Annotated in this window: 15 protein-coding genes; 8 read left to right on the top strand and 7 right to left on the bottom strand. The window is 53.4% G+C overall.

Annotation, left to right across the window (positions count from 1 at the left end; genetic code table 11):
- Positions 1-38 precede the first annotated feature (38 nt).
- On the top strand, positions 39-842 hold the full coding sequence (locus JSY17_RS16420) for a hypothetical protein (protein WP_206402471.1): 804 nt from the start codon (positions 39-41) through the stop codon (positions 840-842).
- An 18-nt stretch (positions 843-860) separates the two neighbouring features.
- Here the strand turns inward: JSY17_RS16420 and JSY17_RS16415 are convergent, their stop codons facing one another.
- Positions 861-1,079, bottom strand: coding sequence for a hypothetical protein (locus tag JSY17_RS16415; RefSeq protein ID WP_206402472.1), 219 nt, complete (start codon positions 1,077-1,079; stop codon positions 861-863).
- A gap of 58 nt (positions 1,080-1,137) precedes the next feature.
- Complete coding sequence (locus JSY17_RS16410) at positions 1,138-1,533, bottom strand: hypothetical protein (protein WP_206402473.1); 396 nt, start codon at positions 1,531-1,533, stop codon at positions 1,138-1,140.
- 673 nt (positions 1,534-2,206) lie between these two features.
- Between JSY17_RS16410 and JSY17_RS16405 the strand changes: the two genes are divergently transcribed.
- Both JSY17_RS16405 and JSY17_RS16400 read left to right on the top strand, forming a co-directional pair.
- Positions 2,207-2,575, top strand: a complete 369-nt coding sequence (locus JSY17_RS16405; RefSeq protein WP_206402474.1) for a DUF6393 family protein — start codon at positions 2,207-2,209, stop codon at positions 2,573-2,575.
- 134 nt (positions 2,576-2,709) lie between these two features.
- Complete coding sequence (locus tag JSY17_RS16400) at positions 2,710-3,138, top strand: hypothetical protein (RefSeq protein ID WP_206402476.1); 429 nt, start codon at positions 2,710-2,712, stop codon at positions 3,136-3,138.
- A gap of 106 nt (positions 3,139-3,244) precedes the next feature.
- On the opposite strand, the gene JSY17_RS16395 is transcribed toward JSY17_RS16400, so the two are convergent.
- Positions 3,245-3,745, bottom strand: a complete 501-nt coding sequence (locus JSY17_RS16395) for a hypothetical protein (protein WP_232849498.1) — start codon at positions 3,743-3,745, stop codon at positions 3,245-3,247.
- Positions 3,746-4,128: 383 nt separating this feature from the next.
- Here JSY17_RS16395 and JSY17_RS16390 point away from each other — a divergent pair, with 383 nt between their 5' ends.
- Entirely contained in the window at positions 4,129-5,055 is a 927-nt protein-coding gene (locus JSY17_RS16390) for a LysR family transcriptional regulator (RefSeq protein ID WP_206402477.1), read from the top strand.
- A gap of 58 nt (positions 5,056-5,113) precedes the next feature.
- Here the strand turns inward: JSY17_RS16390 and JSY17_RS16385 are convergent, their stop codons facing one another.
- Together JSY17_RS16385 and JSY17_RS16380 are read right to left on the bottom strand one after the other, a co-directional pair.
- Entirely contained in the window at positions 5,114-5,602 is a 489-nt protein-coding gene (locus tag JSY17_RS16385) for a nuclear transport factor 2 family protein (RefSeq protein WP_206402478.1), read from the bottom strand.
- Between the two features lie 37 nt (positions 5,603-5,639).
- On the bottom strand, positions 5,640-6,743 hold the full coding sequence (locus tag JSY17_RS16380) for an alkene reductase (protein ID WP_206402479.1): 1,104 nt from the start codon (positions 6,741-6,743) through the stop codon (positions 5,640-5,642).
- A gap of 284 nt (positions 6,744-7,027) precedes the next feature.
- Between JSY17_RS16380 and JSY17_RS16375 the strand changes: the two genes are divergently transcribed.
- The 3 genes from JSY17_RS16375 (at position 7,028) to JSY17_RS16365 (ending at position 11,555) form a co-directional block, all read left to right on the top strand.
- Positions 7,028-8,308, top strand: a complete 1,281-nt coding sequence (locus JSY17_RS16375) for a cytochrome P450 (RefSeq protein ID WP_206402480.1) — start codon at positions 7,028-7,030, stop codon at positions 8,306-8,308.
- Positions 8,309-8,370: 62 nt separating this feature from the next.
- Positions 8,371-8,685: a hypothetical protein gene (locus JSY17_RS16370; RefSeq protein WP_095068658.1), complete on the top strand. Its 315-nt coding sequence runs from the start codon at positions 8,371-8,373 to the stop codon at positions 8,683-8,685.
- Positions 8,686-8,744: 59 nt separating this feature from the next.
- The gene (locus tag JSY17_RS16365) at positions 8,745-11,555 is read left to right on the top strand and encodes a TrlF family AAA-like ATPase (RefSeq protein WP_206402481.1); all 2,811 of its coding nucleotides are present in this window, start codon (positions 8,745-8,747) and stop codon (positions 11,553-11,555) included.
- A gap of 709 nt (positions 11,556-12,264) precedes the next feature.
- On the opposite strand, the gene JSY17_RS16360 is transcribed toward JSY17_RS16365, so the two are convergent.
- A complete protein-coding gene (locus JSY17_RS16360; RefSeq protein ID WP_206402482.1) occupies positions 12,265-13,878 on the bottom strand; it encodes a hypothetical protein in 1,614 nt (537 codons plus the stop codon).
- Between the two features lie 27 nt (positions 13,879-13,905).
- Complete coding sequence (locus JSY17_RS16355; RefSeq protein ID WP_206402483.1) at positions 13,906-14,070, bottom strand: hypothetical protein; 165 nt, start codon at positions 14,068-14,070, stop codon at positions 13,906-13,908.
- A gap of 707 nt (positions 14,071-14,777) precedes the next feature.
- On the opposite strand from JSY17_RS16355, the gene JSY17_RS16350 reads away from it, so the two are divergent.
- Positions 14,778-15,059 (top strand): hypothetical protein, encoded by a 282-nt coding sequence (locus JSY17_RS16350; protein ID WP_206402484.1) that lies wholly within the window; start codon positions 14,778-14,780, stop codon positions 15,057-15,059.
- Positions 15,060-15,106: the final 47 nt, after the last annotated feature.

Genomic DNA, 15,106 nt, shown 5'->3' with positions numbered 1-15,106 from the left:
AGCTGGGTCCAGAGGATCTGGCATGGGCGTCGCCGAGAATGCGTGACTATATGCGGCAGTGGTTCGATGTGGCTGAACTGGATGAGTCACCATGCGCACCTGCTGACGTGAAGTTAGCGCCCATCACGAGTGTCTGCGAATACAAGCCTGCGAATCAGAGCGGCTATACCGGGCCGCCGCAACTGTTGCTCGGCATTGTCGGCCAAGACAAGAGCTCTTCCCGAGTTGGCAGTGTCGTGAGTCAGCGAGCACTTTCTTATCCCTGGAGTTGCCGTCCTTCGCAACTGGGCACATTTGTGTGCCTGCCTGTTGGTGGAGACAGTAGTGAAAATGAGCAAGTGTTTACGCGTTGGGATAAATGGCTTCCCCGGAACGAAACCGAGTTGTTGGCCTGGTACGCAGCAGATCCTGAAATGAGGTACATCCAGAGTGTACTCGCGTCAGGCAAGGCGATGCCCGCCGATGTTCCGGGCCTGCTTGCCTGGAAGCAGTGGCAGGGTATGGCAATGAATATGGTCCGGATGGAACGGTTAGTGCTGATCGGTCAGATATGCCGCGTTTTAAACCCGGATGACGCGCAGACCATCCTTCGCAATGCCAGTGCCGAACTGGTTCAACACCGGTTCCAGTTGACCGACCAGTACAGGAGCCGTGCCAAAGACTGGCTAAAGGCTCTACGCATCGGTGCAACTCAGTCAGCAAGAGTGTCGGATGTAACCGATGAAGCGTCCTGCCAACGTTTTGCCGAGCCCTATGGAACCTTGTCAAAGCTCCTGACCTGGACAGATAAACCGCAGGAGTCAGCTCCGGGCGTTCGTGCAAGCCCCTGGACTTTGCCCTGAGGAATATCCGGCATAGATCTAAAACAGGCCTGCGTTGATTTTCTGTTCAATGATCAGCCCCAACTCCCGACCGGGGGATTGGACCTGTCGCGTGAACTGAGGGCAGCTCTGTGCGTGTTTGAAAGTGCGGTGGTCTGCCAGGTGTTGCGAGCGGCCACAGTATTGACAGGACACAGACTCGCCACTCAGCTTCCAGTGCTTGTTCCAGAGCAACAGCGGCAGATAGGGTATGTCCATAAAACGTCCTGTCTAACGGGATAAGAGAGCACAGATGATCAACAAGACTCCAGGGTAGTCACGGACCCCAGCGATCCAGAACAGTGTTTTGTATAGTGGGGTCATAAACCACTGTCACTTTCTCTGACTCATTGAAAGCCTTGAACATGGCCAGGAATATGGAGGTGTAGGTATGTTTACCGATCCGCGTCTCACCCACTGCAGGTAGTGCGCCGAGTGTCCATATATAGCTCGTTACGTCAGTTTCATGATTTCTTTCTGACCAGACGAAAATAGAGGCCTCAGCTCTGCCATCCACGTGGAGGTTAATGATATGACCGACACGTTGGCCCTCAAAACTCAACAGATAGTACCTATCCCGAGTTTCCCACACGCCCGATGGTGTTCGCTTGAAGATCAAAGGCTTTTTGCCGCTGCTGTTTTTTCTGAACGGTGAATCACACAGCTTAGTCACGACACGATCCCGGACAAAGCGCAATAGTTTCTTGTAATTCAAGATCACAGGGACTTGCCCCAACGAGTACTGGCACAAGCAGGTGAGGGGGGCATAGAACATCCTTCATAACCCATCATGGCTTTGATGGAAATTATAACGAGTGCAGGCCCGAACAAATAGCACACATGTGCTATTGAAAAAGGATTGGCAGGAATGAATTAATTACTGAAAGGCCGTACACACTAAAGGTCGCGACCCAGACGCCTGTCATGATTAGGAAGTTAACTAGAAATGTAGCTCTTTATAGCGTGGGAATTGCCATCGGAATCGTCTTTGTTCTTTTGTGGGACTCTGTACGATCATCATCGTCGTTGACTGATGGCCTGCCAACTGAATGGAACAACGCTACCGAGCAATTTGGTAGTCGTCTGCGCACTCGGTTTCCAGTGGGGATGCCCGTCGAGGATTTCATTCGTGAACTCAACAACGAAGGGTTCAAACCGACATGGTTTGTGAGTGGCGGTTACTACGGGGCAGTACGCAAGGAGGGATGGATACCCTGCAGAGTTTCTGCGCGAGTCTACTGGCGTCTTGGGCCGGGCGACACACTTGCGTTTGTTGGTGGCGACTATCGCGAAGAAGGCTGTTTGTGAACCCCTGTAAAAGACGCTTCAGGAGGCCGTCAGGCTTCATGAAATATCTGCTTGTGGCGCTAATGGCGATGGTTTCAGGTTTTCCGCATGTTCTGGCTGCGGACCTGAGCGCCATGCTTGATGAAGTTCATTCATCGAGAAAACCTGTCGGTTTTGAGCAGATCGATGTCAGCGATGTTGTCGCCCGGTATTTTCCCTTGAATACTCGCAAGGCTGTGATAGTTCAGGTATTCATCCCATCTGGAACATCGAAGATTATTGAAGATGCACCTGACAAGCTTGTCGTTCGAGACAATCGGGGGCAGGCGATACTTGAGCCTGATGCCAGTTCTGTTGTGATGACCTTCAGGTTCAATAAAAACAGCATGCTCAGCCAGTTACATGCCGTTCGTTTGAAAAGCCAGTGAGAAAGAGTGTGTTCAATAGCACATGTGTACTATTTTTTAACGGCCTGGCAACGGATACATTCTGGCCTTATCGAAATTACGTCCTGGCTGCTTGTCGGCACTCAATAAAATTCGCTTCCATGAGCAATTCCATCATGAATAAATTGGTTATTCCAACACTGTTGATTATAGGGCTCTCAGGGTGCAGTACGATAAATCCAGAAAGAAGCATAGCCAGTGAGCTCGTGGGTAAAAATGTCAGCGAGGCGGTAGAGCGACTGGCTCCGTCAATGGGCGAGCCGAGATATATAACCCGATCAATCAGCAACCCCGAGTATACCTTTTATGAATGGATGAGCAATGAAGGGTACTATGATAGTGTGCAGCCTGCTGGTACCTATACAGACACCTCCAGAGGTTACGTACAGCACGTAGAAACTTACACGACGAAGCGTAAATATACCGCTTGTTCAGTCAATATGACTGTTAACTCCAAAGGCATCATCGAATATTACGAAACCAAGGGCTGTGGTTTCATGGGGATGGGCAACACGGGATGGCTTCATAAGTGGGGGATCAACTAGGCGTGCACAGTGGCTGTATCGAGTGTTGAATGCCTCTTCATGAGAATCGATTCGGCACATCCCCAGAAACGATGCCTTTCAACAAGTAAAAGGCATCGCACTGTACTCAATAGGTTCTGAAGGCACGCACGACATCACCTTTGAATTCAACATACAGTCTGTTGATCTTGACCTTTTTTCCTGGGGCATTGCTGCCAGAGAGTGTGCCGGCATCATTCATGATCTCTTGGGCATCACCTACCTGGTTCTGGCTCGAAATGATGGTGCTGGCAGAGCTTTGAGCCCCATAGCGGGTGGTGTACTTGTAAGCCATGTCCGTAAGCTTGCCCAGTTGCGACTTACTGCGATCATAAAGCCATTGCGAGGTATCGTTGCCCAAGTTGTCACTCACGTCTGAAGGTGAGCCAAACTTTTCGCGAATCTGCTGTTTTGTTGACTTGCCAATAATGATATTGCCTTTGATAAATTCAGGTGCGTACTTTGCCTCGCCGGTCAAAGAATCCAGTCCGGCAAATGAACCATCGGTTGAACATGCAGTCAAGGCCACCATTAACATTCCTGCAGCCGCCAAACCTTTAAGTTTTGCCAGTTGGCAATAAGTACCCATGGTTGCTACCTCTGAGAGTAAGAATTTATTCTTTGCACGAGAATTTCGGTAGTCTGAAAACTGACAGCTACCTGAAGATGTGCAATTGCTACTGAAAATTCGCTTATTGAGGTAGCTTAGTGGAGCGGTACAAGAACCTCCTATAGTACAGATGTGCTATTGAGGGTTCGGGGGAATTTGAGTGTTTTCGGTTCAGGTTTTTAAATCTGCCTGGCAACAGCAACAGCGTGTAGCCACAGCACCGTTCAAGTGGCAGCACTCCAAATGTTGTTAGTTACCCGAGCTACGTTTGGGTACTTGCTGACAGGCAATTCACGACGATTAAGCCGCTGAGTCATGGTAATTTAACGCTATCGACCTGCACTTTAGCGTGGAAATCCAGAATGGTAGTGAATACCTTTGACGGCATCAGAGAGTTTGTCACTTCTGCCCATACCCTGAGTTTCACCGCAGCAGCTTTGGAGCTGGGCGTGACCAGTTCTGCGGTAGGGAAGAGCGTGACACGCCTGGAAGCACGTCTTGGTGTGAAGCTCATGCATCGAACCACCCGGCGATTGATCCTGACCAGCGAGGGCGAGGCCTTCCTTGCCAGTTGCCTGAGGGCCATGGATGAGTTGGCAGAATCAGAGAGTTTCCTGACCACAGGTCTACAGGAGCCGGTAGGGCGTCTACGGATCGATCTTCCGGCTGCATTTGGGCGCAGGCATATCCTGCCCACGCTGATCGATCTTTCTGTTCGTTATCGAAAACTCGATCTGTCGGTCAGCTTCAGTGAACGATTGGTAGACATCGTCAATGATGGCGTCGATCTGGTAGTCAGAATCGGAACGCTCAAGGATGACGGGGACATCGTAGCCAGAAAGCTGGGGAGTCAGAGCCTGCTCATCTGCACCACTCCACAATACCTGGAGCGATCTGGCGTCCCCCGGTCCCGTGAGGATCTTTTACGCCACGACTGCATAGTCGGCTGGCGTAATGGCGCACGCAAGACCTGGTCATTGCTGAGCGAGGCGGGAGAGGTCAGCGAACAGGAAGTCAATGTCAAACATGAAGTGGCTGATGGTGAGATGCTGCTGGCAATGACACTGGCGGGAGGAGGGCTGGCACAACTTCCTACCTGGCTCGTCCAGCAGCATCTTGACCGGGGCGATCTGGTAACGGTGCTGGATGAGTATGCCGGTGCAGAGATGCCTATTCACGTTATATGGCCACGCACGCGATACATTCAGCCGAAGGTAAGAATGATCGTTGATGAATTGCTTTCTCTGTCCCGGCGCGAGTCCAGCACTTTTCGACCCGATCCCGATTGATTCTCGATTATCGCAAGAGGGACCGGCCATCAGGCTGCCCCTCACGAGTGAGCGTATGTCAGTTGCCTGGAAGCACCAGATCCTGCCCCGGCAAACCTCCACCGACGTGTCGTTCAGGCCAGGTTATGTCGAGGTGCGAGCGGCTTATATACCATTGGCCATCAATTTTCCGATATTCGTCTGCGTAGCTGCCAAGCAGAATCCACGGAGTATCTTCATGGTTGCCTGCGGTCGAGAGGTCAAGCAGGTAGCACCGACCCTGTGCCGTGTTTTCATCAAGGATCTCCACCCAATGATTGGTGATCGCGTGATGGAACGGGTAACTGCCATGGTTGTGTTTGTCGTATGCCGTAAAGGCCTCAACCAGACCTTTGCGCAATTGTTCCCGACCGTTCCACTGACCTTGCCCAGCCACGCAAATGGCATCGGGTGTAAAGAGCAGGGTGAGGTCATCGATTTTATTGGCATCAAGATAATGGGCGTACTTGATTCGCAGACTTCGAATGGCCTCGATGTCCAACAGCTTTCTGATTTCGGCTTCAAACATACTTTCAATTCTCCTGGCTGGGCTCCGGCGGGTCATGTCACTTCGAGTCAGCGTAAAAAGGGTAATCGACATACCCTTTTTCTCCGCTGTCGCCATAGAACGTCGCCCGATCGGGAGTTGCCAACGGCCAGTCGAACTTCATCCGGTCTACCAGATCGGGATTGGCAATGAATGGGCGCCCGAACGCGACCAGATCAAGTTCCTGTGACTCCAGCGCAGCTTGAGCCGACTCTCGGTCGAAACCGCCAGCGGCAATGAGAGTGCCTTGATACGATTGCCGGAACGCTTTAGCAAAGCCATGAGGCATGCCTTCAGCACCGATGGTCAATTGATCACTCAGGTGAACGTAAGCTATACGCCTCTTTTGCAGTTGCGCCGCAATCTGTATCCAGGTTTCGGCTTCATCGTCGAAAGCGTTCATATCGAATAGCCGGCCAAATGGTGAGATTCGAACGCCAACCTTGTCTTTGCCGATGGCAACAGCAATGGCATCGACGGTTTCCAGAAGCAGCCGGATGCAATTCTCGATCGAACCACCGTATTCGTCCAAGCGGTCGTTAACAGTCGGATTGATGAACTGCTCGAAGAGATAGCCATTGGCGCCATGCACTTCGATGCCGTCGAATCCGGCTTCAATCGCTCGCTGTGCGGCCAGAACAAAATCATTCTTGATGCCTTCGATCTCTACGACCGACAACGCGCGCGGAGTGCTGGCTTGCACTGAAGCGGGTTGACCGTTCTCGTTGTACGCATACGCGTTGGAGTTGGCCGCCGGTTTCGCGCTCGATGAAACGGGAGCACCTCCGTCAGGCTGCAGGGTAGTGTGGGAGACACGGCCCACGTGCCAGAGCTGCGCAAATATCTTTCCGCCTTCCGCATGCACGGCCTCAGTGACCTGTTTCCATCCGGTGACCTGTTCTTCGGTGTAGAGGCCCGGGTTGAAAAGGTAGCCACGGCCCTGTACCGAGACAGGTACGCCTTCGCTGATGATCAGGCCTGCACCGGCACGTTGACGATAATAAAGAACCGTCAGTTCATCAGGCACCGTCGTCAGCGCACGTGCCCGAGTCATGGGTGCCATGACAACACGATTTTCAAGGTGCAGATTCGCAAGCATGCAGGGTTCAAACAGAGTACTCATTATGCCTCTCCAGGAAGTTGACGCGCATTGTTGCGCTGAGAGGATGAATATACGCAGAAGCCGGAGCGGGATAATCGGCTCCTGATTCCAGGCACTTTGGAGTTGGATTCCGTAATGACTGTTTTCAAATGCATGGTGGCTGCGACGCTATAACTGAAAAAGCCTGGGGCTCAATCGGAGCTCTGACTAAGGTACTATCCCCAGCGAAGGTGCCAAGCGGCCTGGAGCGCCAATGGCATCTACCCGAATCAGGCCCTGAACAAGGGACGCAGTGAGGCGGAACCATGCTCGAAGCCAATCCGAATTGCCCCATCCGTCGTCGGCTGGCCAACATACCCTGGGTCGGCGATAACCGTGCGGGCTTGCGCCACTGGCTTGAAATCCAGCGCGACCCATTGGCCTGGCTGCAGAGAATGCACGCGATGCAGCCGGACGTTGCCGTCATGCGCATGGGGCCGCAACGGGTCTGGTGCCTGTTCCATCCGCAAGCCGTGCACGAGTTGATGGTCGAGCATCGCGACGATTTGCGCCGCTGGACGCCGGCACTGTGCATGCTTAAACAATGGAATGGACGCAGCTTCATGATGCGTGAAGGCGAGCCGGCACAGGTACAGCGCAAGGCAGTACGCCCACACCTTGTTGCGCCCGAGGCCAGTGATGTACGCCGTCTTGCCGCGCAGTGGGCAGATCGGATAGTGGAGGGGCACGAATATGATCTCGACCTGGAGATGGCAGCGTTCAGCGTCACCCTTAGCGGTCACGCCCTGTTCGATGTAGACCTGGAGCCAGCGGCCTACCGGATCGCCAAGGCGGTTCGTCTGCTGTCGCGGGTGGCGTTGCTGGAAATGTCCACCGGTCTTCCACTGGGACATTGGTTCCCGAGCAAGCTCTGCCCACGCAAACGCTGGGCGCTTGGGCAATTGCGGGCAGTGGTCGACGAAGTTGTGGAGCATTCGTCTCGGCCCGTCGTCGAGATGCGTGATGAGCTCTGCACGCTGCTGATGGCGTCGCACCAGTCTACTGGCGTGACCCTGACCTGGTGCCTGCTGCTGTTAGCGCAGCGTCCTGAATTATGCAAGCAACTGCGGGCCGAACTGGCGCCAATCGACTGGGCAGCAATCCGTTCGCTCAGTGACCTGCGTAACTGTCCCTTACTGAGAGCGGTGCTACAGGAATGCCTGCGTCTTTACCCACCGGCCTACGGGCTTGTGCCGCGACAGGTGAGTGCAGATATTGAAGTGTCCGGTTATTCGCTCAAGCGTGGAGACGTAGTTATGGTTTCCAGCTGGATCACACATCGGGACCAGCGCTGGTTCGAGGCGCCACTGGAGTTTCGTCCGGAACGCTTCCTGGCACCAGCTACGTGGCCACGCGGCGCTTATTTCCCGTTCGGCCTGGGCGACCGATCCTGCCCAGGAACAGCAATGGCGATGATCGATCTTGCAGCAGAATTGGCCTATTGGGTGGAACATTGGGACATCGTACATGATGGAGAACTGACGCCACGTGGGTGGTTTTCGCTGCGCCCGCAGCGGGCTCGGGTCAGGTTTGTTCGGGTAGCCTGAGCGTCGACGGAGAGTTCTTCGGGTGTGGCGTGAAGAATAGTAGAAAGGAGCGTTGAAACCCCATGCATCCAACGACACCCGATGGTCGCTATTTTGTTGTCAAAGGGCAGCTCTGGCGGTGCTCTGATCCATCACTTTCTGAGGATGAGCGGCAGCGTCTGGTGCATGAACTCATGAGCGCACGTAGAGAAGTAAAACAGGCCAAGGCATCTGACGATCCCGATCTCCTCAAAACGGCTCGTTCAAAAGTCAACGCTGCCAAGGTGGCGCTCGGTGAGCGAGGAGCTGTGTGGTGGAACGATGGCAGCCCCGATTACAACCGATGGCGTGTTCTCGATACTCCTTATGCTGATTGGGCCAGTGGATGGTTGGAGTAGGTGTTTTTTTCGATACGTACAAAGGCGGTTGAAGCATCGTAGACGGTGGAGGAAAAAGGATGGGCGAATACCATGGAATGCGATGGTTTAAGGCTGATTTTCAGGTGCAGACGCCTGAAGATAACAGGCATTGGCGCGATGATGGCCTCCGATTGGGAAACCCGCGACGGCCAAAAGTTGAAGGTGAACCGTCAGAGGAAGGCATACGTGCAAAAGCTCGAACGTTTCTACTCCGATGTCACGAGCTGGAACTACAAATCGTCGGTTTCACCGATCACAACTTCTCTGAACAGACGAATCCGAGAGATTGGTTCCTGACTCATCTGATCGAACTGAACAAGGCCGTCGCCCACGAACTTGGCAGGGAGCCGATACATATTTTGCCAGGGTTCGAAGTGGACATTGGCTATCACGTGCTTTGTCTCTTTGAGCCAGCGAAAAAATCAGGCGATCTCGAACGTGTGAACCGAGTATTAACGCAACTAGGTTTGCCCGAGGACAAGCGATTTGAAAAAGGCATTCCTGCTGTCCTACGACGCAATCATGAATGGGTCAGTCTGGCTGAACTCCTGAAAACGATTCAGGACGAAAATAATGGTATCGTCATTGCTGCCCATGCTGACAGCGACAGTGGCTTGCTGGAGCGACCGTCGAATCGAGGCGACTACAACCTACCGGAATTACTAGCTGTTGAGGTAACTCAATTTCCGCTTAGCCAAAAGGTTTCAGAGATCCTTCGAGGAAAAAACCGTGAGTGGTCTCGACCTTGCAAACAGCCGGCCTACGTGCAGTCCTCTGACGCCAAATCGCTCAAGGTCGATGTTCACGGAAACCCGCTGCCTAACGCGCTAGGGTACAGGTCAACCTGGGTCAAATGTTCAATGCCCTCGATTGCAGCTCTCAAGCAAGCTTTTCTTGATCCGGGCTCGCGGTTGAAGCTGGGTGCGACTCGGCCGAGCGATCTGTATTCCTATCCGCAACTTTCATCCGTTCGGATTAAAGGTCTGCGATACCTCGAAGACCAAGACGTTCAATTCTCACCAAACCTGAATTGCTTGATCGGTGCGAGAGGAAGTGGCAAATCGACGATTCTCGAATTGCTCAGAATCATGTTCGCGCGCGATGACGCAGACGCCCTGTCGGAAAAGGCGAAGGCGAAGGTTGATCGTGCTAAGGAAACGTTTACCGAACAGGTCATGCTTGAGGTCGACTGGCATGGCATACCTGGTCAGTGCGACACGCTGCGCTTTACCAAGGTGAAGGGTTTAGAGCTGATTGAGGGCGATGCCCATGACCTACCCACGTACCTGAGACACATGCCCGTGCAGTTTTATAGCCAGCAGCAATTGAGCGAACTTACTGCCCCTGGATCACAACCTCAGATTCTCGAAATGATCGATGAGGTATGCACAGCACAATTGGAAGGACTATATGGCGCCGAGCGCACCCTCGTCGCGTTGATAGGAAGCTTGTTTGCCGATCAGGATCAGGCGCATGCCATCAGCTCGGAAATGACCACCCTGAAGCAAGAGTTGGTCGAGCTGGATCGACAGTGGCAGGCGCGCCATGATGTTCAGGCAGAGGCGCAGGCGTTTCAGCGTGCCCAGTACGCCAAGCGATACTTCACCGGCCTCATAGAGAAACACACGGCAGACAAAGATCGTGTGCAAACGGCTCTGGAAAACCTGACTCCTGTAGAAGACCCCTCGACCATCATCTCGGCGTCGTGGCCGCATGCAGATTGGTTTACCCAGCAAGCAGCAGATATCAATGATCTACGTGCCGACTACAAGATTAGACTGGAGGCGCTGATTTCAGACATGAAACGAGACGCAGACAGGCTCTTCAATCATAGCGAGCAATGGGCGCAAGTTTCAGGTGAACTCGAAGCTGCGCGCCATGGCTTTACCGCTGCTTGCGAGAAAAAAGGCATTCAGCCAAATGATGTCGCTCGCATGCAGGAGATCGATCGAACAAGGCAGTCGAAACAGAGCACGCTTGATGCGAAAGCCCATCAATGGGAGAAGCTGGAGGGCAGCGAAAAAGCTTTGGCTGATGCCTTCGAGCAGTTGGCAACCATATGGGAAGAGCAGTTTGCGCTACGCAAGCTGGCCGCTGAAGAGATCACCCGCAAAACCAATGGCACGATAAAGGTGCAGATCAAGCTATACGGTTATTCTGCCGGGTTTATGCAATCCTGGATGTCAATCGAGCCTGATCGTCGATCACGGCTGGGTAAATGCTGGGATGATGTTGGAGGCCACCTCTGGAAAAGCTTCCTTGCAGCCGCAGCTACCGACCGCATAAGTCCATGGGAGCACCTTACTTGGCTTCTTGATGATCCTGTACGGCTGCCTGAGGTTTTACAGCAGCTCAGCTCTGAGCTGATACCACACCTAGCTGCGAATATGCCGTTGTGGCGAGGCATGAGGGTCAGCCGGGTTCCTGACTTGGTGGACATCGAGCTTCACCGTGCGGATGGCTCACTTATTGGAAGTCTCTCGGGTAATCAGCTTTCGGAGGGCCAACGAAATACTGCCATCCTCAACCTACTCTTGGTGAAAGGCGACGGCCCATTAGTCATCGACCAGCCTGAGGACGAGGTTGATGCAAGCTTTATCTATCGCGAACTGGTTCCGTTACTGCGGCAAGCTAAGACACAACGGCAGATCATTCTGGCCACGCACAATGCCAACTTGCCCGTTAACGCTGACAGTGAATTCGTATACGCGCTGGAGTCAGTAGGCGGGCGAGGGCGGTTATTGAGTCAAGGGGGAATGGACGTTAAGACAAGTGCCACGGCGGTACTGGATATTATGGAGGGCTCAGAGGAGGCCTTCCAGCGACGTCATGATAAATACCATTTTTAATACTCAGGAGCGGGGCGCGAATTATTGGCTCTATCCTCGTTAAATGTTGTAGGGATCATATCCAAATGATTTTTTCAACAAACTCAAGAAGTTGAGGTGCTCTCCATTCCGCTCAATCAGATGCCGCCAGCCTAGGTAGTTGGCCAAATACTTGGTGGTGCCTCCATCTCGTTTTAACTCACCACCGTTTGATGCATAAACGACAAGAGGTGCCAGCCGAGGGTCTTTGCTCTTGGATGAGTACGTAACCTTCGCCGTGATGTACTTCGAGCCACGCTCGGCAGACCGGTACTCATCATCACCGTAATCGTTGAATGGAGCGAGACAGAATTGTCGTCTGCTATGAATAAGCCTTTGACCGAGATCGCTTTAATCCCAAGCGCGCCAGCCGGCGCGCCTCTTGCTCCTTGGTTTCACGATCCCTGACCATCCTCTGCAGGAAGCCGCTTCCGGTTTTGGCTTCAGCAGAATCGGGGTAGCGGGAAGTCAAAGCTGCTTGAGTAGCAGCCTCGTCACCACTGTCGGAAGCATTTCGAACCTGAGCCAACAAGACGGATACTGCTATCGAGTTTGTTGGCAAGCGCCTAGAGCACAGGTTTTCGGGCAACTTGAAGAGCGTTCCCAGAACTGCGACGAGGCCGTTGGGCAAGGTTCACCCCCATGAATGGCGCACTCCAATGTCTATTCAGTCGATATCCTGGGACAACCTTTACATTCGAGCGTAGCGAACCGCCTCAATCCCTAAGATACCGTAGGCATTCTGGATATTTTCTTCGGTGGGCTCCTTGTCGCGCAGCCAACGGACTGGGATATCTAAATAATTCGCCCAGCGGACGCCCTGCTTGAACCGTCTCCATTGATTGGTTTTGGCCATAACCTCCAAGTACTGGTTAGCCAGTGAGTACTGCAGCTCACCTGCCGAATACTTAGCGAGCTGGAAGGCTTCGATGTAGTGGCTGGATGCGGAGCCATAATCCTCTTTTCGATAACATACGATGCCTTTCAACCAGTGCATTAGCCATGGAAGACGCTCGGCGACACCTGCCAACGTCATCTCTTCGTGTAGCGCCTCAACTGCTTCTAGGGTTACATCTGAGCCATTTCTCAGAGACAGAGCTTTCTGCAGGTAGAGGTCGAACAGTTCAGGCTTATCGATGCTCCAGCGAGAGATTGAGTCTGACCGAACCCTGGCCGCATAGGATCCGTAGCGGCTCTCTATCCACTGAACGACGTCGTCAGAAACATGACCTTCCGCATCCCTGTGACTAAGCAAGAGCTCGCTTGCATTGTGGCGTTTGCCTTCAAAGACGGCCCAGAAATCTGGGGCCATCTTTACCCCAAGCTCTACCCGTTCAAATGCTTCGAGCCGAACTTTTTCATTGGCTAACCCCGCCGCAAAATGCTCTGCAAGACGTGCGTCGACCTCCTGGTTGAGGCTGTCCATGTACGTGTTGATTTCAGGCGTCATCCAGCCGCAGTAGAGCCGGGCCTGGCCCAGGAGATCCTGGAGGTATTTTGTGCCTAGCTGCTCCTGGATATCCTTCGAAATGAATGTGGTGATGCGTGCAATAGTAGCGCAGGTGATGATGCCGTCTTGAAGTCTCTGCCCCACAGGCTTCCCAATCGAAGACAGAGCCTGGAACGAATCCTCCAGAATGCTCACTAGCGCCGGCAGGGACGGGAGGTGCTTTCCGTTTTTCCAACTTCTAACAGCCCGCTCATTTTGTTTGAGCTTCGTCGTATCCCCGACCACTCCGATCGGGTCATGGAAGGTGGCCAGCGTGAGACCACAGGCGCCGTATGCCCAGCCCAGTACCTTGTCCAGCGGAGTTGAAAGCTCGCCCTCCACGTTGGAAGGAAGGTACCAGCAAGGCTCCATAGGCTGCGGGGCAGCATAAATATAGCCCTGTAGCACGACCCAGTTGTGAGCCAGTGACCTAACCGCAACGTCAACTGCGTAGCTGGTGAGGAAAAAGCGAGTAGTGTCCCGTTTGGTCATCATGGTGCCCATGCGTTTGACCATGGAAGCGTATGACCCGTACAGCTCGTTCAACAGATCTCGAACCTGTTCTGCCCAGAAGGGACAGCGAATGTACCGCTCCAGCGAAGCGGTCAGAAGTTGGGCAATGTCTTCAAAGGCTTCTTGTAGGTTGCAATCCTCCTTCGCCAGCCGCTGCATCTTCTTCTGGTAGGTTTTGGCCATGCCCTGATCGAATTCTGTCTCGTCATCTCGATTACGGGCTTTGCGGGGCATTACGCCGCAAGCCGCCACGGCGTACTGAGCAACATCGCCGAGGGTAGGGGAGGTGTACTGTCGTTCCATCAATAATGCTCCGAATGCCGTCGTCAGTTAATGCTGGTTAGGATTGAGTTGCTTGCCCCGATTGCCGTGCACTCGGGAGTTGGTGATGTTCGATCCGCTGGTTCCCTTGTTGACGTTCAGGCTATCTGAGCGATGGTTCGCTTGCGTACGCTGAGACGAAGGCTGTTGCGAGCCGGAGGTTTTCTTGGTCATGGTGAAGCTCCTGAGAAGAGCGCTTCAGCTAGCTGGATGCGCTCGGTGAGTGATGTGCTCAGGTTACCCAGCGAGCTGGGATGCCTCTAGGTCGAAAGTGGCGACGTGATTTCCGAGAGCTTTCGCCACCGCTTTGTTAGCGGAGAGCGGTGGCCGCATCAAATCGTTATAAATGCCTAGAGCGTCTGGAGTTATTGGGTTTCAGGGCGTTGAAGGCTTCGTACGCTGACTGAGGAGCGCCACAGGTGACAGAGGATGCCGTTAGTAGTCGAGCGCCGCTGCGTTCGCACGGTTCTCGGCATTCAAGACACTCTAGGCTCGATACATCCGGTGCTGCCAGTCGGTCTCCATGACCAACTGGTACGACGTGCCCCATGCAACTGCACAGTCGGAGTCTCGGATAATCATCTGTCTAGGATAGAATAAGAAATGCCAATTGCCTGGAAGATGGACACACCTTGGCTGTCCAGCTTCTATGGCGTCTGCTCTGCATTCCTTATTCAGTGAGCCCCAACCTGACTCTCCAGCGGGAAGACACGTGTGTGTCTTGTGGCTAAAATCAGCACGCCAGTACTGGCTATAGGCAATCATTGCTATGATCGGCCACTTTAGGAATGCTTACAGAGGGACACATGGAGTCAGTTGTTCCGAGAGACCGGTCGATATTCGATCTCTTATCGCGTGCCGCATCAGCGGATCTGGAAGTCTTGGCCGACCTGATCACCGACAGTGGCAAGGGCAGGATAGCCCTCGACAGCGACGTGAAGGCAATCATCATGACCCGGAAGGTGCAGGGCCGCTTGCAATCTATTTCGGGCCTGCTTGAAAAGGAAATTTGTGCGTTCGGAAGCAACACCATTGTCTCCGCAGTCAGATCGGAGAGCATCGACTACCTCGAGGTCGCGACGGATGTCGCCAAAAAGCTGGACGGGAAACCCTCCGCGCAAGATGACATCTTCGTAAGCGTCCGGCGAACTCACCTTGCGTAAGTCAGGCCGGCATCCACTGATGCGGCAGTAACTGCCCGATCTCACTG

The sequence above is a fragment of the Pseudomonas capsici genome, from assembly GCF_017165765.1.
Classification (GTDB): domain Bacteria; phylum Pseudomonadota; class Gammaproteobacteria; order Pseudomonadales; family Pseudomonadaceae; genus Aquipseudomonas; species Aquipseudomonas capsici.
The sequence above is the reverse complement of the archived record's forward strand: the minus strand, read 5'-3'. Positions and strand labels throughout refer to the sequence as shown.